This is a genomic window from Pseudomonas sp. MWU16-30316 (genome assembly GCF_020515645.1).
Classification (GTDB): domain Bacteria; phylum Pseudomonadota; class Gammaproteobacteria; order Pseudomonadales; family Pseudomonadaceae; genus Aquipseudomonas; species Aquipseudomonas cerasi.
The window spans coordinates 206340-227627 of record NZ_JAIZAZ010000002.1 but is presented as its reverse complement, the minus strand read 5'-3'; the positions used below and the strand labels follow the sequence as shown (position 1 = coordinate 227627).

Below are 21288 nucleotides of genomic sequence, written 5' to 3'. Positions count from 1 at the left end.
TCACCTGCCTATCGTGCGACGCTCCGCGTCGGCACGCCGTTCTGGACGCTCTGCGTCCTCAAGCATCAGCCGTCTACCGGCCTGACAATCACCGTGCAGGTCATTCCCGCTGCCAGAAGTACGCCTTCAGGTATAGCGTCCAGATGGATACGCACCGGCACTCGCTGGGCCAGACGCACCCAGTTGAAAGTCGGGTTGACGTCGGCGATCAGTTCGCGGCTTTGCGGGTTGTCACGGTCGTAGATGCCGCGTGCAATGCTTTCGACATGGCCCTTCAGCACCTCGCCGCTCATCAGTTGCAGGTCCGCAGCATCACCCACTTTCAGATGCGGCAATTTGGTTTCCTCGAAGAAGCCGTAGACCCAGAACGAGTTCATGTCGACCACGGCCATCTTCGCTTCACCGATACGCGCATAGTCACCGCGATGGACATTGAGGTTGGTGACGTAACCGTCCACCGCCGCCAGTACCCGCGTGCGTGACAGGTTAAGCTCGGCCGCCTCCAGTTGCGCCTGGGCCAACTGGTAATCGGCCAGGGCCGAGGTGGCTACGTTACTCGCGTCGTCACGATTTTCCGCCGAGATGACCAGTTCATCCATGTCGGCACGCCGCCTGGCATTCAGTTTGCGCATCTCCCAGGTTGCCTTGCGTGAAGCCAGTAACGCCTGCGCCTGCTTTACGGCGATCCGGTAATGCTCCGGGTCAATCTGCATCAGCAGATCGCCACGCTTTACCCACTGGTTGTCACGCACCGGCACCTCGACCACAGTGCCGGACACATCGGCGGCCACGTTGATGATATCGGCGCGCACCCGGCCATCGCGGGTCCATGGGCTATCCATATAGTCGATCCACAGCGTACGACCGATCCAGAGCGCGACGGCCAGCACCAGCAACGTGGCAAACAGACTGAAGAACTTTTTCATCCAGAGATTTTTCCCGACTCAGGCGTCAACGATAAAGGGGCAGCGCCAACGCGCCGAAGATGCAGATAAACAGGCTCAGACGCAGCAAGGCCGGGTGCCAGAAATGCCGATACAGGTCAAAACCAGCCAGCAGACGATCCAGCGCCCATGCCAGAACCACGGCCAGCAGAAAGATCAGCGTGAGGGTCGGCATATACAGACCGTGGAAGGCTATTTCACGCGGCATGGGCGACTCCTGAAGCGGTTCGCGCAACGCCATAAGCGGCCAGCGGCGATTGCGGGTCCAGCAGTGACGTGCGGATAAAGTGCAGGTAGCTTTTTACCCGGCGCAGCACCGACGTATCGAAATGCGAGGCGAAGGGTTCATCGGCCTCCTGCACCCGCTTGATGGCCTGATCGACTGCCGAGAGACAGCGCTGCAGATTGACCGCATCAGGCTGGATGAACAGCCGCACCAAAGCGCGCCCCATGACTCGCAGCGCGATGCGCCAGGGCTGGTACTCGGCGTAGGCAGGGTGAATCGGCAGCAGCGCCTGTTCATGGCGCAGCTCGATAATGGCGTGGCCGATTTCCAGCACCACGAACATCCAGCGCAACAACTCGCGCTGAACCAGCGGTTTGCCAATCGCCAGGCCGTACGCCTGATGCATCAGGTCGCGGGTCTGGCTTTCGAAGCTTGAACCCAGACGCTTGAGCGGCGCGCTGATCGCAAACACCACTTGATTGCGCAAGGCCTGTTCCAGGCGTTGCCACATCCAGCGGCTGTTGGGCGGCAGGATGATTGCTCCGGCAGCGGCACAGATCAGCATACCGACGACCATCGCGAGGTAATCGTTGATGAAGGTGTAGGGGTCGTAGACCGTCAGGTTGTCCGGCACCGAGCCCAGGCTGAAAAAAATCAGCAGCCCCAGTCCGTATCCCGTCCACTGTGGACGTGAGCCCAGGTATGCACCGAGCACAAACACCGGGGCCAGCAGCAGGCACAGCAACGGAAAACCGTCGATGTGCGGGAACAGAAAAAAGGTCTCGATAAATCCCGACAGCGCGCCGAGCAATGTACCGCCAGCCATTTGCAGCGACATGCGTCTGGGGTTGTGGGTGGTCGACGACAGAGCAACGGTGGCCGCCGAGGCCAGGACCATGCTCGCGCCGCTGGGCCACGCGGTCAGCACCCAATACACACTCATCAGACCGACCACGCAGGTCGCCCGGGCGCCGGCTGCCAGCGCGGTCATCCAGTGGGTACGCGGTACGAACGAGCCCTTCCACTGTTCACGCTCATGGCTGTGGTCGGCCAGTGATGCATGGGTTCGTGCGTAGTCGAGCAACTCGCTGAGCAGGCGGTACAGCAGCTCGAACGAGGTGTGAAAGTCCAGTCGTTCGGCGTCGCTGGGCAGGGTGTGCTCCAACTCGGCGCGCAGGCTTCTGACCCGTTCGGGGAAGTGCGCCCTGCACGACTCCAGACGCGTGACCAGCAGCTCCGCGTCATCGTTGGTCAAGGCGCGGTCGGCGAATCCGTCGAGCAGCTCTGCAAGGTTTTCAAGGCCGGGATCGATATGCTTCAACACCTGATCGGCCTGTTCGAGGCGCAGACGCTCGAGCAATTGGTGCAGGGCATTGAAGCGCGTGGTAACCGCCATGAATTCGCTGTTCAAACGGTTGAGTCGACCGTTGCGGCGACGCATGTGCGGGTCTTCGAATACCGTGACGCTGCGCAGCCCTTCAAGGCCGATGGCCTCGGCCACAAAACGTACATTGCCGGTTTCAAATTCAGTGCGTGAAATATCGCCGCGCAGGCCGTTGACCACGAAGCGCGCGAACCCGCCGAAGCGCAGATAAAGCGCGTTGCGCATCGCTGCGCTGGAGCTCTGCGGCAGCACCGCTGCGCTGATGGCCGTGGAACACAGGATACCCAGAGTGATTTCCAGTACACGCCACACCGCCGACATGAACGAACCTTCCGGATGCGCCAGGGCAGGCAGCCCCACCATGGCGGCGGTGTACCCGGCCAGCACAAAACCGTACGCACGAAAGTTGCGATAGCGCGCCGCACCGGCCGAACACAGACCGACCCAGAGCGCGAGGCTGCCGAGAAACGGCAGCGGGTTCTGCGCAAACAGGGCCATCAACAGCACCATCATCGCCGACCCGGCCAGCGTCCCCAGCAGGCGATAAAAACTCTTGGCGAACACCTGTCCGCTCTGTGGCTGCATGACGATGAACACCGTGATCATCGCCGTGTGCGGCTGCGGCAGTTCCAGGCGCAGTGCCAGCCAGTAGGTGAGGAATGCGGCGAGCAGCACCTTGAAGATGTAAACCCAGGTCACCCCGTCACTGCGCGCCCAGCTGTGTAATTCGCGACGCCACGGCAGGTCGGTGATGCGCTGTAGCGAGGCGATCATTGCCCGCCCCCGGACTTGGCAGCAGTGTCAGCGGAATGACCAGTGGGATTGCCACTCTCGCCACCGTCACCGCCCAGCGCCACCACCAGCCCGGCGTAGGCTTCCAGCCGCGCGGCCTCGACCTGCTGCTGAATCTGCTGCTGGCGGAACAGCTGCGTGCGCGCATTGAGCACGTTCAGGTAATCGGTCAGACCGCGCTGCCAGGCGATCAACGCGATGTCGTAGGTCTTTTGCGCAGACGCCACCGACTCGGCAGCGAGTGCCTGCTGCTTGTCCATCGAGGCACGCCGAATCAACTGGTCGGAGACACTTTTCAGCGCCATCACCAGCGTCTGGTTGTAATGCGCAACGGCCTGATCGTAAGCAGCCGACGCCTGCCCCAGTTCCGCCCGCAAGCGTCCAGCGTCGAAGATCGGCAGGCTGATGGCCGGCCCGACCTTGTAACCCAGTTTGCTGCCGGTCAGAAACTCCAGCATGCCGCCGCCCGTGGCCATGTAGCTCAGGCTGCCGACCAGATCGACATTGGGATAAAAGCCCGCATGCGCAACGTCGATACCGCGCGCCTGCGCCGCCACCTGCCAGCGCGCAGCCACCACGTCAGGCCGCTGGCCCAGCAGTTCGGCAGGCAATGTCGAGGGCAATGTGAGTGAGGTGTGCAAGGACAGCGCAGGCCGCTGCAAGGCCGCACCCTGCCCCGGCCCCTTGCCTGCCAGCGCGGCCAGCTGGTTTCGACCCAACGCGATGGCCTCTTGCAGCGCGTCGATCTGCCGATGCGCCTCAGGCAGCGGGGTTTCGGCCTGACTGACATCGAAGTGCGTACCGATCCCGCCCTTGAGGCGACGCTGCGCCAGGTCGAGTATCTGTTGCTGCTGGGCCAGTGCCGCCTCGGCGATATCCAGTCGGGCGTAGTCGAGGGACAGCTGGATGTAGGCGCGCACCACGTTTTCCTGCAATTCGAGCTGCGCCTGACGCTGCTCGGCAGCACTCACGTGCGCCAGATCAACGGCCTGCTCGCTGGCGTTGCGTTCACGTCCCCACAGATCCAGCGCGTAGCTCAGGCCCAGTGACGCATTGTTGTCCCAGGTGCGAGTATCGGCCAGCGCGCCGGGGCCATAAAACTGATCCTCGGGCCAGTCGTGACGCATCAGGCTGGCGTTGCCTTGCAGTTGCACAGCCTCGGCGGACTCGGCGACCTGCGCCATCGCTCTCGCCTGGCGCACACGAGCCGCGGCAAGTGCCAGACTCGGGCTGCCCAGCGTCGCCATCTCGACCCAGCGGTCCAGTTGCGCATCGCCGTAGGCACGCCACCATTGCGCTGCGGGCCAATGGGCGTCGAGGGCAGCGCCCTGAATCGCCTGATCCGTGGCCAGGCTGTCGGCGTGCAGGACAGTGCCCTGCGGTTTGATTCCATGTGTTCCGATACAGCCGTTGAGGACCAGCGTAAAAGCCAGGATACCGACGGGCCAGAGCCCTCTGATGATGCGACGCGGCACAGCTGCAAGTTCCCGAACGAAGGTGACACACCTTGAATGGCGGCGATTCTAGGCGGCGCTCGACGCGGCGATAAGCGGGGAGATTTGTGAATCTTTGTTACTGAAACGGCGATAATCCTTTGGTCTGGATACATGCATCCGTTACTTCATGTCACAATTTGCCATCTACTCAGAGAAGTACCCATGGACACCCTGCAAAACATGCGTGCCTTCAGCTGCGTGGCGCAAGCGGGCAGCTTCACTGCTGCCGCCGCCGTGCTGGACACCACCACCGCTAACGTCTCGCGCGCGGTCTCCAACCTTGAAGCACATTTACAGACGCGCCTGCTCAATCGCACCACCCGACGCATTGCCCTCACCGAAGCAGGCAAGCGTTATCTGTTGCGCTGCGAACAGATTCTCGCCTCGGTAGAAGAAGCCGAGGCCGAAGCCAGCGACGCTCATGCCCGCCCGGCCGGGCAGCTCAAAGTGCATTCGATGCCCGGCGTCGGCCAGCATTATGTGATCGACGCCATCGCCCGTTACCGGCGTAACCACCCGGACGTCGCGTTCGATCTGACCATGACTCACCGCGTGCCGGACTTGCTGGAAGAAGGCTATGACGTGTCGATCGTGCTGGCCAGCGAACTGGCTGACTCGGGCTTTGTGTCTCAGCGCCTGGGCATTACCTACAGCATCGTGTGCGCGTCCCCCGAGTACGTGAAAACGTTCGGCATGGCCCACAAGCCTGCCGACCTGCTGAATCATGCGTGTCTGCGTCTGGTGAGCCCGGTGTTCCCGCTGGACAAGTGGCTGTTCGACGGCCCGGAAGGCCAGGAAATGGTCACCATCAACAGCTCGCCGCTGCTGGTCAACTCTGCGGATGCGATGAAAACTGCGATTTCCAGCGGCATGGGGATTGGCATTCTGCCGATCTACTCGGCGATCGAGGGGCTGCGCAACGGCACACTGGTGCGCGTATTGTCCGATTACCGCTCGCAAGAGCTGAACCTGTACGCCATCTACCCTTCACGCCAGTATCTGGATGCGAAGATCAGAACCTGGGTTGAATACCTGCGCGGTTCCCTGCCGGAAATTCTCGCTGCCGATGAAGCCGATCTGCATGTGCAGGCTCTCAAGTCATCGTACTGACATCGTACAACTGCAAAAAGCGGCTGCCAAAGAGCGGGGAGGAATGTTAGCGTGCTACTCATTCAACCGCTCGAGAGTGACTGCCCAATGAAAAAAACCGTACTCGCCTTCAGCCGTGTTTCTCCTGAAATGGCCGAGCGCCTGGCGCAAGACTTCAACGTGATCGTGCCCAATCCCAAACAGGGTGATATCAACGCGCAGTTTGCAGAAGCCTTGCCTGAATCCCACGGGCTGATCGGCGCAGGCCGCAAGCTGGGTCGCGAACAACTGCAGAACGCCACGAAGCTGGAGGTGGTGTCCAGCATCTCGGTGGGCTACGACAACTACGACGTCGACTACCTGAGCGAGCGCGGCATTCTGCTGACCAACACGCCGGATGTACTGACCGAAAGCACCGCCGACCTGGGCTTCTCGCTGATCATGAGCAGCGCTCGCCGGGTCGCCGAACTGGATGCCTACACCAAGGCCGGACAGTGGACGCGCAGCATCGAACCGCCGCACTTCGGCACCGATGTGCATGGCAAGACGCTGGGTATCGTCGGCATGGGTAACATCGGCGCAGCCATTGCCCGCCGTGGTCGTCTGGGTTTCAACATGCCGATTCTGTACAACGGCAACAGCCGCAAGACCGAGCTCGAACAGGAGCTGGGCGCACAATTTCGCAGCCTGGATCAATTGCTGGCCGAAGCGGATTTCGTCTGCCTGGTCGTGCCGCTGAGTGAAAAGACCAAACACTTGATCGGCCGCCGCGAGCTGAGCCTGATGAAGCCCGGCGCCATCCTGGTCAACATCGCCCGCGGCCCGATCGTCGATGAACCCGCGCTGATCGAAGCGCTGCAGAACGGCACCCTTCGCGGTGCCGGTCTGGACGTCTACGAAAAAGAGCCGCTGAGCGAATCGCCGCTGTTCCAATTGAAGAACGCGGTGACCCTGCCGCACATCGGCTCAGCCACCACCGAAACCCGCCAGGCCATGGCCGACCGCGCCTACGGCAACCTGCGCAGCGCGCTGCTCGGTGAACGACCACAGGATCTGGTCAACCCGCAGGTGTGGAAAGGCTGAAGCCCGCGCCTCTGCCGATCTGCCGGAAAGGCACGATAGCCACCAACTCAGGCCAGTTTGCCGCCGACCACGACGGCAACCGGTCTGATCTTCCTGAACACCAGCACGTTGCCGACCATCACCAGCACCAGCCCCAGCAAGGCAGCCAAGGTCCATTGATAGCCTTCCACCCAGGCGGAGATATTCAGCGCCACGACCGGGAACAGCACCGTGCAGTAAGCCGCACGCTCCGGCCCCATGCGCCCGACCAGGGTCAGGTAGGCAGTGAACGCAATCACCGAGCCGGGGATCACCAGAAACAGCAGTGAGCCTACGTAGCGCGTGTTCCATTCGAAGGTGAACGACGTGCCGCTCAGCAGGCAATACATGCCCAGTATCGTTGCCCCGTAGAACATCCCCCACGCATTGGTGGTCAGCGGACGCAGACCGGCTTTCTGCTGCAGGCTCGACAGCATGTTGCCCGCCGAGAAGCACAGCGTGCCGAGCAAGGCCAGTCCCAGGCCGATCAGGGTCTGCCGGCTCGCGCCATGCCCGGACATTTCAGGCCAGAACAGACAGGCCAGACCGATCAGGCCCATGGCGCCACCGGCCAGTACATTGCTGGCGATTTTCTGGCGAAAGAACACCCGTGCGTTCAGCGCATTCCACAGTGTCGAGGTCGAGAACACCACCGCGATCAGGCCACTGGGTATCCACTGGCTGGCCGTGTAGAAGCACATGAAGTTGACGCAGAACAGGCACACGCCCTGCGCCAGGCAAATCAACTGGCCACGACGATTGACCGGCTGCAGACGCTTGCTCAGCAACAGGAATGCAAACAGCACCAACGCTGCCAGGGCAAAGCGATAGACGATCGATACCGGAATCGCGACATCGCCGAGTTGAAGTTTCAGAGCGATCCAGGTGGTGCCCCAGATCAGCACGGTCAGCAGATAAAGCGAGAGGTTCATGGTGCAGGCTCCTTGATGAGCCATCAGTCTGCTGCGTGCCGGTCTGCCAGCGCTTGCACAATCTTGCGCATTTGCTTCAAGCGCTACTGGCAGCGGCGTCGCCAGCGAGTAGGATACAAATCCTAGAGGAATCGTCATGCCCACCATTGAATCCATCCAGGTCTTTCAGGCCCTGAACAGTTCGCCCAATGCCCATCTGGAGCAAAGCGCGCCGCTGGGCGACGGGTTGGTAGCGGCGTTGTGGAACAATCGGCATGACTCGCAGGAATATCACGCACCGACCCACCATACGCTGTCGTGCTATATCGAGGACGGTACCGGGACCTTTCGCCGCGGCAGACCCGACCAGAAAGGCGCGCCGGGCAAACTGTGCATCTTGCCTGCCGGCCATGAGTCCGCCTGGGTAGTGAATGGCGAGATCCGTCTGGCGCATCTGTATTTCAGCCCGGAACAGTTTGCGCTGGGCTGCGTGACCCTGCTGGACCGTGAGCCGCGCGAGATGCAACTGCGGGAAAACACCTTTCTGGAAGACCCCGCACAGGCGGCACGCTTCCGGCAGCTGATTCGCCTGAACTGGGCAGAACCCGGCGAGCGCCTGCTGACCAGCAGCCTGGCGCACGAGATGGTCAGCCATGCGCTGCTCAGCCAGGCTGGGCTGCGCGAAGGGCTGCGCTTGAAAGGCGGCCTGGCGCCGCACCTGCGCCGGCATCTGGTGGACTTCATCGAAATGCATCTCGCCGACCCGCTGAGCCTTGGCCAACTGGCCGGCCTGTGTGCGCTGTCGGAATACCACTTCGCACGCATGTTTCGCGAAAGCTTCGGCTTGCCACCGCACCAGTACCTGCTGGCGCGGCGTATCGAGCGGGCGCGCCAGTTACTGCGCGGCACCGGCAAGCCGCTGGGCGAGATCGCGCTGGCCTGCGGGTTCGCCAGCGCCAGCCATTTCAGCAACCGCTTTCGTCAGGCCACAGGGGCGACACCGGGTGAATACAGAACGGTGTTAGGCCAATAACTGACCTACCGCGGCCAAAGGGCTCAACAGCGCCCCACACCCCGCCAGTGCCAGCACCCAACGCGGACGAAACGACAGCAACGCAACCAGCAACACCGCGCTGCCCATCAGCGCAGCGAACCAGTACACCGTCCCCATCATCCAGCCACAGTCATGAACCGCAGCCCACGACGACAGTAGCAGCGCCCCCCAGCCAGCCAGTTTGAGCAGCCGTCGCCGCTGTTCGGTCAACGGCCCCTTGAGCAGTTCACCGTAATGTCGGGCCATGGACAGACACAGGCACGTGAACCCCACATAACAGAGCAAGGCCGCCAGCAGCATCAGGGGGCCTCCTGAGGTACGACCGGCAACGAGACGCGGGAGGTTTTACCGGCAGGCGCAGCCTTGAACTTCAGCGCCGCCCAGCCCAGGAACAGCCCGGTGACCAGCACCGTCAGGTCAAAAGCCGCCAACACCCGGTTTCCTGACATCAACGAATCCAACAGATAGCGACCGCAGGTCAGCAGATCGAGCACCGGCAGACCGGCGAACAGCAGCGCGCCGAGCCACAGTTGTTCTCGCCATGCGCTACGCCCCTTGCGCAGCGCAGCATGCATGACTGACACGGCCCAAACCGTGAAGAACACGCTGACCTCCCAATCAGCACGCCCGACGAATCCGCCAGGCAGCAAACGATTGGCCCAGAAAAAGCTGGCCACGGCGATCATCAACCCGGACATGCTGGCAATGTTCAGCACTTCGACCACACGCAGTTCCAGCGGCAGCACGCCGGTCTTGGCGTGTTTGAGCTGACGCTTGCCCAGCCACATCACCAACCCGGTGCCGATCATTGCAGTCCCGGCGACACCAAAAATGAAGTACAGCCAGCGCAGCAACGGTTCGGCGAAATGGCCCACGTGCAGGCCATACATCCCGCTGGAAATCAGCAGCGCCAGCGGGCGCTCGGGCACTTCGTTCAACAGTTCGCCGCTGGCACCGCTGAACGTCAGCGCCCCGCCCCGGTCCGGCACAATGCTGCCCTTGTCGTCACGCGTCAGCAGAATCGAAGCGGTGCTGTCGCCCGGATTATCAACGATAACCCGACCCACCTGACCGCTGTCCCATTTCGCATTCGCTGCGTTGACCAATGGCGCAAGCGCCACCAGCGGCGCAGCGGTGCCTTCGCGCTTGACCGTTTCCGGAAACGGATAGGCTTCGCTGTAGAAGGCCTGGACGGTGTCGTACTGGCTGAGAATGCTCGCGGGCATCACCATCGACATGAAGATCACCAGACTGCTGTAAGTGATCATCAGGTGAAACGGCAGCACCAGCACGCCCAGCGCGTTATGCCCGTCCAGCCAGGAACGCTGGCCCTTGCGCGGACGAAAGGTGAAGAACTCCTTGAAAACCTTCTTGTGAATGATGATGCCGGTGATCAGCGCGACCAGCATCACCATCGCTGCGCTGGTTGCCAGCCAGCGGCCCCAGGGATATGGCATCTGCAGTTGATAGTGAAACCGGTAGAAGAAATCGCCACCGCGTGTGTCACGCGCCTGCACCTCACTGCCGGTCTGCGGATCGAGCAGCTTGCGTACGAAGTTGTTGCGCTGGCCCTGTTTGCCTTCGGGCAGCCAGCCGACCATAAGGCCGGGCGTGCGCTGATCGGGCAGACTGATGAACCAGCGCGTAGCCCCGGCGGCATGGCTTTGCAGATAAAGCTGAGCCTGTTGCACGCTGGCGCCTGCATCGAGGGCGCGCACCGGAATCTCCGGCTGCATCCAGTGGGTAATCTCGTCCTTGAAATAGGAAAGCGTGCCGGTCAGAAAAATCGCGAACAGCAACCAGCCAAACAGTAAACCGACCCAGGTGTGCAACCAGGCCATCGACTGGCGAAAACCCTCCTTCACAGCAACCACCGACCACAGGCGTAGGCCGCGCCCAGCAGTGCACAGGGCGTCAGCACCCCGACCCACGCCTGCAGCGCCGTGCGGCAGGCAAAACACCAGAGCACCGCGCCCAGATAGGCGAGAAACGAGAACATCATCCCCGTCACCACCGCTTCGGCGCGGGTAATCGGCAGCCATTGTGCGATGCAGGTACTGAACAACGACGCCAGCAGATAACCGGCAAATACCGCAGCCAGTGTCCGCGAGACAATGGCAAGGCGATAGGCAGCCGTCACGCCCCTGGTTCTGGCTTTTGCCGTGCGCTTTTCCGGCAACGGGCGGCTTGCGGTGGTGACATCCATCAAAGGTTCTGCATTGATTCATGAAACCAGGGAAGCCGGTCACAAGCGGCCAGGAAGGGGTCGCAACGAAAGCCGGCGGTGTGCGCCATTCATCCCGAACGGGACAAATGAACCGCAATATTAATGATAAATATTCTCATACGCAAAAGAGTCTGCCAGAATCCACGCCATCAATGAGTCCCCGTGGATTGTTTCCCGTGATGCCCGTCGCCCACTCCGCTCTCAATCACACTGTCGAAGGCCTGTACAGGGCACACAACGTCTGGCTGACGACCTGGTTGCGGCGCAGGCTCGGCTGCCCGCACAGCGCGGCAGATCTGGCGCAGGACACCTTCATCAAGGTCCTGGGCGCACGCGATACGCCGCAGATTATCGAACCGCGTGCCTTTCTGACGACGATTGCCAAGCGTGTGCTGTGCAATCACTACCGGCGTCAGGACCTGGAGCACGCCTACTATCAGGCACTGGCCGCACTGCCGGAGAGCGTGGCGCCTTCGGAAGAAGAGCGGGCGATCATTCTCGAAACCCTGGTGGAACTCGATCAACTGCTGGACGGCCTGCCGACCCTGGTCAAGCAGGCGTTTCTCCTGTCGCAGGTCGACGGTTTGAGCCATGGCCGGATCGCTGCCGAACTGGGTATTTCCATCGCCACGGTCAAGCGCCATCTGCACAAGGCCGCCCTGCGCTGCTATTTCGCCCTATGAACACCAACAGCGAGTCCCTGAACAAATCCGACATCTCGCCCGCCGTGGCACAGCAGGCCGTTGGCTGGCTGCTGGAAATGCAGGAGGGCACGCTGGATGCCCGCCGTCAGCACGCCTGGCAGCTGTGGCTCAATGGCAACGTCGAGCATCAACGGGCGTGGGCGCACATGCAGCGGGTCAATCAGCGCCTGAGTGGACTGTCCTCGCCGCTGGCGCACGCGGCACTCAATGCGCCGAAGTCCGCCAGCCGTCGGCATGCGTTGAAGCTGCTGTTGCTGCTCGGCGCAGGCTCGGCAGCGGGCTGGAGCCTGCGCGAGCAGATCGCCCTGCAACCTTTGCTGGCCGACTACGACAGTGGCGTGGGTGAACAGCGCAAAGTGGCGTTGAGCGACGGCAGTCAGGTGCAGTTGAATACTGCCAGCGCGGTGGATGTGCGTTTTGATGCTCAGCAGCGCCTGATCGAACTGCTACAGGGCGAAATCCTCATGACGGCCTCGGCGGACACGCGCCCGCTGAACCTGTTGAGTGCCGAAGGCTCGGTCAGGGCGTCGACAGGCGCCAGTCGTTTCAACCTGCGTCAACTGAATGGGCGCACGCAGTTGGCCGTATTTGCCGGAGCCCTTGAAATAGTCCCTGCCGACAAGAGCGGCCCCGGTTTGATGCTGCTGGCCAGCCAACAGGTGACGTTCAGCCGTGATGCCTGGGACAAGGTTCGTCCGCTGGACGCAGGCAGTGGCGCCTGGGCGGACGGGATGCTGGTGGCGTCGCGCATGAGGCTGGTGGATTTTCTCGCAGAGTTGGGCCGCTACCGCCGCGGTCGTCTCAATTGCGATGCGAAGGTTGCAGGGCTGCTTATTTCCGGCAGTTACCCGCTGGCCGACAGCGAGCGCATCCTCGACATGCTCGAACGTGCCCTCCCGGTGCGCGTGCAACGCTTCACGCGGTATTGGGTGAACGTGCAGGCGCGGGTTTGATCGTGATTGCTCGTTTCCACGCCGGGTCCTCATGGTGACGTACACATCCTGAAGAGCCCGAAATACGGGACTGAAACTCCGCTGACTATCGTCCCCATGCTCCGCGTGGGAATGCCGTTCGTGACGCTCTGCGTCACACATCGGTTTTTGGATGACAGCTGGATTTGCGCTGGCCGGCTAAAATTTTTCAAAAAGCGTGAGCCGTTTTTCGACCCTCGCGTGACAGACAGGGAAAGCCTCTCTCAACCTTCCGGTCAAAGGACTCCTGCATGTCAGCCCGCCCTACTCAACTTTCACCGCTGGTGCGCACATTGCGCCATGTCATTTTCGGTGCCAGCCTCTCGGTCGGCAGTCTGTCGATGGTGCAGGCCGCAGAAGTCGCACCCAAGGTGTATCACATTGCGCCGAGCGAGCTTGAAGCGGCGCTGAGCCAGTTCGGTCGTGAGTCTGGCGTGCTGATTTCGTATGGTTCGCAAATCACCAGCGGCCTGAAAAGCCGTGGCCTGGAAGGTCAGTACACACCTGAGCAGGGCCTCAACGCCTTGCTCGAAGGCACCGGCCTGCAGGCCATGGCCGATGGCAATAACGGCTTCACCCTGCAACCGGTCAATGCTGTTGGCGCGCCGATCGAACTGGGTGTCTCCACGGTGGTAGGCGACTGGCTGGGCGCGGCGCAGCAAACCAACGTTTTCGAACATCCCGGCGCACGTGACGTGATTCGTCGTGAGGAGTTCGAGCGGGTCGGAGCGACATCGGCGCGTGAAGTGCTCAATCGCATTCCGGGCGTCAATGCGCCGGACAACAACGGCACCGGCAGCCACGACATGGCGCTGAATTTCGGCATTCGCGGCCTCAATCCACGCCTGGCGTCGCGTTCTACCGTGCTGATGGACGGTATCCCGGTGCCATTCGCGCCCTATGGCCAGCCGCAACTGTCGTTTGCACCGATCAGCATGGGCAACATGGACGCAGTCGATGTGGTGCGTGGCGGTGGCGCAGTCCGTTACGGTCCGCAGAACGTGGGCGGCATCGTCAACTTCGTGACCCGCGCGATCCCTGATGCACCTACTCTCAAAGGCGGCATACAAACCGAGACCAGCCCGTCGTCCAGCCACGACGGCTTCAAGACCACCGGCAACCTGCTGGCCGGCGGCACCGCAGACAACGGCCTGGGCGGTGCGATTCTGTATTCCGGCGTGCGCGGCGGTGACTGGCGTGAACACAGCGATACCGAAATCGACGACCTGATCCTCAAGGGTAAATACCAGATCGACGAAGCCAACAGCCTCAACGCCATGGCACAGTACTACGATGGCGAAGCGCAGATGCCCGGCGGCCTGAGCGTCAAGGACTACGACGCCGACCCTTACCAGTCGACGCGCCTGAAGGACAAGTTCTGGGGCCGTCGCACGATGTTCAACTTCGGCTATCGCTACGAACAGGACGCGCGCGTCTTCACCGCCAACACGTTCTTCACCAAGACCCTGCGCAGCGGCTATCTGGATCAGGGCAGCTTCGTTTCCCTGTCGCCCCGCGAATACTGGGTACGCGGTCTGGAAACGCGCTTCTCGCAAGGCTTTGCGCTGGGCGAAACCTGGCATGAAGTCGGCGTTGGCTACCGCTACGTCAACGAAGCCGGTCACGAACTGCGCTACCGCGAACCGGTCACCGGCAACCTGCCGACCACCGCCAGCCGCAACGACCGCGACACACGCGGCGCGACCGAAGCGCATGCGTTCTACATCGACGACCGCATCGATATCGGCAAGTGGACCATCACGCCGGGCGTTCGCTACGAGATGATCGACACCGCGCAGAACAACAACCTCACCAACGCACGCTACCAGGGCGACTACAGCACTGCGTTGCCGGCGTTGAACGTGCTTTATCACCTGACCGACACCTGGAACCTGTACGCCAACACCGAAGGCTCGTTCGGCAGCGTGCAGTACAGCCAGATGCCTAACCGCGTCACCGGGGATGAAGTCAAACCGGAAAAAGCCCGCACCTGGGAACTGGGCACACGCTACGACAATGGCAACCTGCGGGCCGAGATCGGCGCATTCCTGATCAATTTCGACAACCAGTACGACAGCAACCAGACCAACGACACGGTGATCGCACGCGGCGAGACTCGCCATCAAGGCATCGAGACCAGCGTCAACTATGCACTGGAAGGCCTGAGCCCGATGCTGGCCGGCTACGATATCTACGCGACCTACGCCTTCGTCGACGCCACGATCCGCGAAGACGGCCCGAACAAGGGCAATCGCGTGCCGTTCTCGTCAAAGCACAAGGGAACGATGGGCGTCAGCTACACCGAAGGGCCGTGGAAGCTCAATTTCGACAGCTCCTTCCAGAGCGACCAGTTCGCCGACAACGCCAATACCTCGACTGAAAGCGCCGATGGCAGCACCGGCAAGATCCCTGGGTACATGCTGTTCAGCACCCGAGCCAACTACGATTTCGGCCCGCAACTGTCTGACCTCAACGTAGCGGTCGGGATGAAGAACATCTTCAACCGCCAGTACTACACCCGCTCGTTCGACGACAACAACCGCGGCAAATACGTCGGCGAACCGCGCACGGTGTACGTACAGACGTCGGTCGCGTTCTAGTTTCGGACGCCAGAGCGCCAGAGCAGTGTTCTCCCGGACACCTCTCGTTCCTCACGCTCCGCGTGGGAATGCCGTTCTGGACGCTCTGCGTCCGTTCCTGATTCGTAACCTCGCGCCAGGGCAGCCATTTTTTGCTGCGAAATATTTCTTACACATTGGGGTTGAATTGTCAGGCCATTGCCGCCAACACTGTGAATGAGCGCAAACGAAATCGATTCCGCCAGGAATCGTGCAGTCCAGCCTCGCACGAGCAAGCCCTAATAAGGATTAACTATGCAAATCCAGGTCAATAGCGATAATCACATCGAAAGCAGTATCCGACTGGAGGAGTGGGTTCGTACCACCGTTGAAAGCACGCTCGAACACTACGATGAAAACCTGACCCGCGTGGAAGTCCACATCCGCGACGAAAACGGCGACAAGCCTGGCCCGCACGACATCAAGTGCCAGATGGAAGCTCGCCCCAAAGGACACCAACCCATTTCTGTTTCCCACAAGGCCGATACGGTAGATCAGGCTGTGGATGGCGCTGCTGTAAAACTCGATCACGCCCTTGAGCATCTGTTTGGCAAACTGCGCGGAAAACGAGGCGCCGCACCGACCATCGCCGAACAGGATGAAGATCCGATCAGTCCGGACGCGTTGCTCGAAGAAGAATTTCTGGAAAAAGAGCAGGAGAAAGAAGCCGCTCGTCTGACCTGATGCTTCACTGACACGTTTTGCAAGAAAAGGGCGAACCGGCAACGGTTCGCCCTTTTTGTTCGCCATGGGTTCACGCCCCAATCAGTACGCACCACAAACGCTCGCTGCACAGCTTTGGCCGCCTTGACCCGTCGCTAGCCTCGCCGCCATTTCGATCGCCGGGTGCCGTCCATCGAATTTAACATTCAGCGCCGTGCAGCCCGAGCGCTGTACCTGAGCACCATCGGCGAGCAAAAAAACATGCTGCTCGCTTCCATGAGCAGGCAAGTCAGCCAGTCATACCGACAAGCGTTCAACACTCATCCCGCAGCTCCGCAGCACGACGCTCAACGTCAGAACCTGGACAGTGGGCGAGTACGGTTTCGACCCCGTCTTTACGAATCTCTGACGTCAAGATTCGGTTGTCGGAGTGTCAGACAATCACTCGAAAAAGTCATAAGCAAAACGCATTCGCGAGACGAGCAGGCCATGTCCGGGAGCTGTTTTCGCCCAGCTTGGAAAGCACTGTTCTCAACCGAACTGAACGGCTCGTCCTGTGGCAAAGCCAACCAGGAAGCGGCTGCGGAGTGCTCCCGCTCGGCGGCTTCTAGCGCATCGCCCCTGCAATATGGCCCGAACCATGCAAAGCCCTGTAGTACGCGCCACGAGGCAGGCCATCAGGACGGCCACTTTCTGGCGCGAACTGAACGTCGTGAATGCGTCAAAGCTTCTCTAAACGAAACCCTGTCATCAACGCGAAAGACGACAGCAACACCGTCAGCAGCAAGCGCAGGAGTAACGCAACCGCTGATCAGTCGTCGAGAACCAAAAGGACTAATACCCGGTCAACTTATGCAGACCATTGAGCAGGTGAATGATATGGACAATCCTTTTCAGATGATCACGGACACGTTTCACCCTGACTATCGGGTGAATCTGAGCATTCAAGGGCTGGACGGCAGCATCATGCTGACCTTGTCCAACGAATGCGGCGTCGTTGCCAAGCGCTTGATCAGCGCTGCCCAACGCAATGACCCACAACGCCTGCGCAAGCTGATAGAAAGCGTGCAATTCGGCATCGCCATCGAACGTGGCGACAGCGCGATCAAGATCCTTGCAGCGATGACTGACGGCGCGACGCTGAAAAAGACACCTGTCCCGGCCAATGGTCTGTGGCCACAGAGCCAGGCAACGGTGAATGTCGGGGTTTGATGCACGCCTGCCCTTCCCCGCTGTGCAGTGCCGTTGTTGGCACTGCACAGAGCAAGACTATCCCGATGCCGCTCGATACTTTCCAGCCTGCTTGAACGGGCTTTCCCCCCAGTAAAACCGGCCTTTCGCTATCATTCCCCCTTCCTCCTCTTCAGCAAAAGTACAGATACATCCTGCTACAACAATCCTTGCGCAGAAACATTCGAGCGACTGGGCACTGAGCTCAGCGCCACTGCACCTGCGGTTGATTCCGAGGAGGCAACATGTACTTACGTTATGGGGTATTGATCGCATCACTTGCGATAGCGTCAGGCTGTGTCGAGGAGCGCGTGGTTCATGAACGGCCGCATGTCCATCACGAATACGTTGAAGAAGTGATCGCGCCACAACCGCCACCGGAACGCGTCGTCGAGGTGGAACCGGCGCCTCGTCCCGGCTATATATGGGCACGCGGTTACTGGCACTGGAACGGCCAGCGTTTCGTGCCGGTGCATGGCCACTGGGAAGCAGAGCGTCCCGGCTATCACTATGTACATCCGCACTGGGAAAGCGCCGGTGACGGCTGGCACTGGCGTGCCGGGGTCTGGCTGAACTGATTGGGCTCCTGTCCAGCAACATTGCTGGCGGCATCTTGCACAGATGCCGCCACTGCCTCGATCAGATCTCGCCCTTTTCTTCCGTCACTGCACCTTTGACGGTGCTGGACGAATCGGGAATCTTCGCTGACGGGTACTTGTACGACGCATAGCGCACCACCAGAATCGCAAACGCCAGCAACAGGATGCCGCCACACAGGTAGATGATGCCGATGTCCGGCGGGTTGTGATGGGACACGTCGGAAATCAGCAGCCGGGTCAGTGCAGTGATCGCAACATAGATCAGGAAGCGCACGGGCATGTGGTTGGTCTTGAAATAAATCCCGGTCATCGCCCCCAGTTCGAGGTAGATGAACAGCAGCAGGATGTCATCGACCGTGACGTTGCCTTTCTCGACCATCCCCAGGAATGCGACCACTGACGCCCAGGCAGTGATCGCGCCGATCGCGAACAGGGCGAGAAAGTGGAAGCTCTCCACACACAGGTTGCCCAGTGACTCGGCCTGCGCATGTACGCGGTGTCTTATCTTTACTGCCCATTTATTCCCCATGACGCGTTACCTCTGAACCTTCGTTTATGCCGACCGGACGATGCCGGGTACTCGTGACACTCTTGTGGCCTGCTTTTTAAAGCAGGAACAGGGCCATAGGCTATGGTTGAGAGCGCGGCGGGTTGTCGCAAGGCACATTTGCAGCGCAAAAAAGATGCGTAAACGCCACTATTCAGGCGGGGCTTGATTGGCACATGGCTTTTACTGTATAAAAACACAGTAATCGAGAAATCGCTTCCGCTGTTGCGTCGCAGGCCAGCCTCCCTAAAGGTCTTCACGCAGTGCCCCGCTACACCTGACCGGCGCGCTGGTCATGCACGATCAATGCTTTGCATACCCGCTGGTCAGAGCACGACGCCCTGAACGTCCGGGTCTAGCCCTTTCAACACTGGATAAGACGACGAGGCCAAAATGGCTGTTGAAACCCTTTACCGCAGTACCCGCGATCTGGAGACTACTTTCGTGGACCGTAAACTCGCCGATGCGCACGACCAAATGCTCGAGCTGGCCGAGCTTCTCACCGACGTCCTGATCAAGAACGTGCCGGGGATCTCGGAGAAGCATGCAGAGGACGCGAGCATTTACATGGCCAAGAATCGCGCCGTGTTCGCCGCGGCGTTCAAGAACAACGCGACCGCGCTCAGCGAGCTGTCGGAACCGGCCGAGGCGAAAGACTGATTCCGCTGTGGGCTGCGACTCCCCTCATTGCGAGGGGGTCGCCAATCATTCTCATTTAATGGCTGGGCAATCACCCGTATTGCTGCTACAACTCAATACTGTATATGCCGCGCAAACTTGAACAGCATCTAAGCTAATTCCTAACATCCCGTCTGCCGCTCAGTGTGTCAAACTCGGTACATAATCAAAGTTCCCAAGCGTCATTATATCAGCGTCATTTTTGTGAACCCCTTCTCTCTTCCTGTCATTAAACAGGCGTCAGGATTCTGCTGTAGTGACGCACACCTCGCTGCTGATATTTTTGTTGGAACTTTTTGCCATCATCCAGAATTACAGCGAATAACCCAGCACTCAAAACAGCAGGAAAAGCGTTACCAAGAGCCCCCGAAGACCCCGTATTCATTGGCCTAAGCGCCTTTTTTCAAAAAACACAACCCTGTACTGACCGTGGTGAAAAACTAAAGTTCCTACCCATTGTTACTTTGAAAAATACTTAATAAAACGTTTTGCTTTATTATCTTGTTCTGCTAATAATCCCGACAATTCCGGGTAACAAGGCATATTGCTACATTCACACTGAAGTGAACATCGAGCCACAAACTCCGATCTTTCCGCCCGAGAAACTCATCAACTCGCAGTCTCACCAAGCTGTTCTCAGCCTGGTTTTTGCTGCTGTGCGGCGCGCTAAAGGCGCGGGAGGAAATAATGGCTGGTCTGCACCCCAGAATGAAGGTCCTTTCCATTTTCGGTACTCGTCCGGAGGCCATCAAAATGGCTCCCTTGGTCAGAGCATTGGCTGCAGAGCCGGGTATCGACTCAAGAATCTGCATTACCGGGCAGCATCAAAGCATGCTGCAACAGGTGCTGGACATGTTCGAGCTCAAAGCCGACTATAGCCTCGATGTGATGCGCCCGGATCAGACGCTGAATTCTCTGACGGCTGCGCTTTACGCGGCGATCGACCCGATTCTGGACGAGATGAAGCCGGACAAGGTGCTGGTTCATGGCGACACCACATCAGCGATGGTGGCGGCCATGTCGGCCTTTCATCGCCGCATCCCCATCGGCCACGTCGAAGCCGGTCTGCGCACCGGCGATATCCGTCAGCCGTGGCCTGAAGAGATGAATCGTCGCTGCATCGATCTGATTTCCGATCATCTGTTCGCGCCTACCGCCGAGTCGCGCCGCAACGTGCTGGGCGAACGCCTGCAGGGCATCTCGTTCGTGACCGGCAACACCGTGATCGACGCCCTGCACCTGACGGCCCAGCGAATCGACAGCAATCGCCAGTTGCGTCATGCCCTGGATCGCCAGTTTTCGTTTCTGGTGCCCGAGCGCAGGGTATTGGTGGTGACCGGGCATCGCCGTGAGAACTTCGGCGACGGCTTCCTCAACATCTGCAAGGCGCTGGGCGAACTCGCCAGGCGTGACGACATACAGATCGTCTACCCGGTGCATCTGAACCCCAACGTATTGGGGCCGGTGACCGAGCACCTGGGCGACCTGCCCAACGTGCACCTGATCAAACCGCTGGACTACCTGTCGTTCGTGCGCCTGATGCAACGTGCCCACGTCATCCTCACCGACTCCGGTGGCGTGCAGGAAGAAGCGCCGTCGCTGGGCAAGCCGGTGTTGGTCATGCGCGATGTCACCGAGCGCCCGGAAGCGGTCGCAGCGGGGACCGTGCGCCTGGTGGGCACCGAAACGGACGCCATCATTCGCGGCGTGAACGCCCTGTTTGACGACGACGCCCTGTGGCAGAACGCATCCCGCGCAGCCAATCCTTATGGCGACGGCAAAGCCAGCTCACGGATCGTCGATGCCCTGATGGGCCGTCCGGTGGATGAATTTGTCGCCGAGCTGCCGCGTCAGCGCCAGGACCCGGTGGACATGCAACTGGATACGCGAATCAAGCCTCAGCACGAACATGCAGAGTTGCGCTCGATGGCCAGTTAGCAAAAAGGACGCGCAGGCAGCGCAAACAAACCCTAAAACAATCCGCAGGAAGCAGTCCGCAAACGATACGGGCACCCGGTTCAGACCGAGTGCCCGAAAAACGTTGTAGCAGACCG

Annotated in this window: 20 protein-coding genes; 11 read left to right on the top strand and 9 right to left on the bottom strand. The window is 60.3% G+C overall.

Annotation, left to right across the window (positions count from 1 at the left end):
- Window positions 1-65: 65 nt before the first annotated feature.
- Genes LCH65_RS07805 through LCH65_RS07790 form a run of 4 tightly spaced genes read right to left on the bottom strand, consistent with a single transcriptional unit; the run spans window position 66 to window position 4821 of the window.
- Entirely contained in the window at window positions 66-926 is an 861-nt protein-coding gene (locus LCH65_RS07805) for an HlyD family secretion protein (protein ID WP_044309205.1), read from the bottom strand.
- 25 nt (window positions 927-951) lie between these two features.
- Entirely contained in the window at window positions 952-1152 is a 201-nt protein-coding gene (locus tag LCH65_RS07800; protein WP_003365425.1) for a DUF1656 domain-containing protein, read from the bottom strand.
- Window positions 1142-3328: an FUSC family protein gene (locus LCH65_RS07795; protein ID WP_226439285.1), complete on the bottom strand. Its 2187-nt coding sequence runs from the start codon at window positions 3326-3328 to the stop codon at window positions 1142-1144. Before LCH65_RS07795 ends, LCH65_RS07800 begins: the two co-directional genes overlap by 11 nt.
- Complete coding sequence (locus LCH65_RS07790) at window positions 3325-4821, bottom strand: efflux transporter outer membrane subunit (protein ID WP_072365536.1); 1497 nt, start codon at window positions 4819-4821, stop codon at window positions 3325-3327. The genes LCH65_RS07795 and LCH65_RS07790 overlap by 4 nt, the downstream gene beginning before the upstream one ends.
- A 183-nt stretch (window positions 4822-5004) precedes the next feature.
- On the opposite strand from LCH65_RS07790, the gene LCH65_RS07785 reads away from it, so the two are divergent.
- Together LCH65_RS07785 and LCH65_RS07780 are read left to right on the top strand one after the other, a co-directional pair.
- Window positions 5005-5952, top strand: coding sequence for a LysR family transcriptional regulator (locus LCH65_RS07785; protein WP_017277809.1), 948 nt, complete (start codon window positions 5005-5007; stop codon window positions 5950-5952).
- 87 nt (window positions 5953-6039) lie between these two features.
- Entirely contained in the window at window positions 6040-7014 is a 975-nt protein-coding gene (locus LCH65_RS07780; RefSeq protein WP_003433636.1) for a D-glycerate dehydrogenase, read from the top strand.
- A gap of 47 nt (window positions 7015-7061) precedes the next feature.
- On the opposite strand, the gene LCH65_RS07775 is transcribed toward LCH65_RS07780, so the two are convergent.
- Window positions 7062-7964 (bottom strand): DMT family transporter, encoded by a 903-nt coding sequence (locus LCH65_RS07775; RefSeq protein ID WP_003365436.1) that lies wholly within the window; start codon window positions 7962-7964, stop codon window positions 7062-7064.
- 136 nt (window positions 7965-8100) lie between these two features.
- Between LCH65_RS07775 and LCH65_RS07770 the strand changes: the two genes are divergently transcribed.
- On the top strand, window positions 8101-8976 hold the full coding sequence (locus tag LCH65_RS07770) for an AraC family transcriptional regulator (protein WP_060708721.1): 876 nt from the start codon (window positions 8101-8103) through the stop codon (window positions 8974-8976).
- Here the strand turns inward: LCH65_RS07770 and LCH65_RS07765 are convergent.
- The 3 genes from LCH65_RS07765 to LCH65_RS07755 are packed head-to-tail and all read right to left on the bottom strand — an operon-like array spanning window position 8965 to window position 11203.
- A complete protein-coding gene (locus tag LCH65_RS07765) occupies window positions 8965-9297 on the bottom strand; it encodes a DUF3325 domain-containing protein (protein WP_003433638.1) in 333 nt (110 codons plus the stop codon). The two genes, LCH65_RS07770 and LCH65_RS07765, sit on opposite strands and share 12 nt — an antisense overlap.
- A complete protein-coding gene (locus LCH65_RS07760; protein WP_226439458.1) occupies window positions 9297-10838 on the bottom strand; it encodes a PepSY-associated TM helix domain-containing protein in 1542 nt (513 codons plus the stop codon). The genes LCH65_RS07765 and LCH65_RS07760 overlap by 1 nt, the downstream gene beginning before the upstream one ends.
- Window positions 10839-10858: 20 nt before the next feature.
- Window positions 10859-11203, bottom strand: coding sequence for a DUF3649 domain-containing protein (locus LCH65_RS07755; protein ID WP_003365446.1), 345 nt, complete (start codon window positions 11201-11203; stop codon window positions 10859-10861).
- Between the two features lie 200 nt (window positions 11204-11403).
- Here LCH65_RS07755 and LCH65_RS07750 point away from each other — a divergent pair, with 200 nt between their 5' ends.
- The 6 genes from LCH65_RS07750 to LCH65_RS07725 all read left to right on the top strand — a co-directional run bounded on the left by LCH65_RS07750 (window position 11404) and on the right by LCH65_RS07725 (window position 17988).
- On the top strand, window positions 11404-11907 hold the full coding sequence (locus LCH65_RS07750; RefSeq protein ID WP_003433640.1) for a sigma-70 family RNA polymerase sigma factor: 504 nt from the start codon (window positions 11404-11406) through the stop codon (window positions 11905-11907).
- Window positions 11904-12881 (top strand): FecR family protein, encoded by a 978-nt coding sequence (locus tag LCH65_RS07745; protein ID WP_226439284.1) that lies wholly within the window; start codon window positions 11904-11906, stop codon window positions 12879-12881. Before LCH65_RS07750 ends, LCH65_RS07745 begins: the two co-directional genes overlap by 4 nt.
- A gap of 269 nt (window positions 12882-13150) precedes the next feature.
- The gene (fecA, locus tag LCH65_RS07740) at window positions 13151-15499 is read left to right on the top strand and encodes a TonB-dependent Fe(3+) dicitrate receptor FecA (RefSeq protein WP_044309214.1); all 2349 of its coding nucleotides are present in this window, start codon (window positions 13151-13153) and stop codon (window positions 15497-15499) included.
- Window positions 15500-15772: 273 nt separating this feature from the next.
- The gene (locus tag LCH65_RS07735) at window positions 15773-16201 is read left to right on the top strand and encodes an HPF/RaiA family ribosome-associated protein (protein ID WP_226439283.1); all 429 of its coding nucleotides are present in this window, start codon (window positions 15773-15775) and stop codon (window positions 16199-16201) included.
- Window positions 16202-17059: 858 nt separating this feature from the next.
- Window positions 17060-17392, top strand: coding sequence for a DUF3509 domain-containing protein (locus tag LCH65_RS07730; protein ID WP_226439282.1), 333 nt, complete (start codon window positions 17060-17062; stop codon window positions 17390-17392).
- Window positions 17393-17655: 263 nt separating this feature from the next.
- Window positions 17656-17988, top strand: coding sequence for a YXWGXW repeat-containing protein (locus tag LCH65_RS07725; RefSeq protein ID WP_003365453.1), 333 nt, complete (start codon window positions 17656-17658; stop codon window positions 17986-17988).
- Window positions 17989-18049: 61 nt separating this feature from the next.
- Here the strand turns inward: LCH65_RS07725 and LCH65_RS07720 are convergent, their stop codons facing one another.
- The gene (locus LCH65_RS07720; RefSeq protein ID WP_003316964.1) at window positions 18050-18538 is read right to left on the bottom strand and encodes a phosphate-starvation-inducible PsiE family protein; all 489 of its coding nucleotides are present in this window, start codon (window positions 18536-18538) and stop codon (window positions 18050-18052) included.
- Between the two features lie 411 nt (window positions 18539-18949).
- On the opposite strand from LCH65_RS07720, the gene LCH65_RS07715 reads away from it, so the two are divergent.
- Both LCH65_RS07715 and wecB read left to right on the top strand, forming a co-directional pair.
- Window positions 18950-19216 (top strand): YebG family protein, encoded by a 267-nt coding sequence (locus tag LCH65_RS07715; protein ID WP_003365454.1) that lies wholly within the window; start codon window positions 18950-18952, stop codon window positions 19214-19216.
- Window positions 19217-19921: 705 nt separating this feature from the next.
- Window positions 19922-21172 (top strand): UDP-N-acetylglucosamine 2-epimerase (non-hydrolyzing), encoded by a 1251-nt coding sequence (gene wecB, locus LCH65_RS07710; RefSeq protein ID WP_003365455.1) that lies wholly within the window; start codon window positions 19922-19924, stop codon window positions 21170-21172.
- Window positions 21173-21288 lie beyond the last annotated feature (116 nt).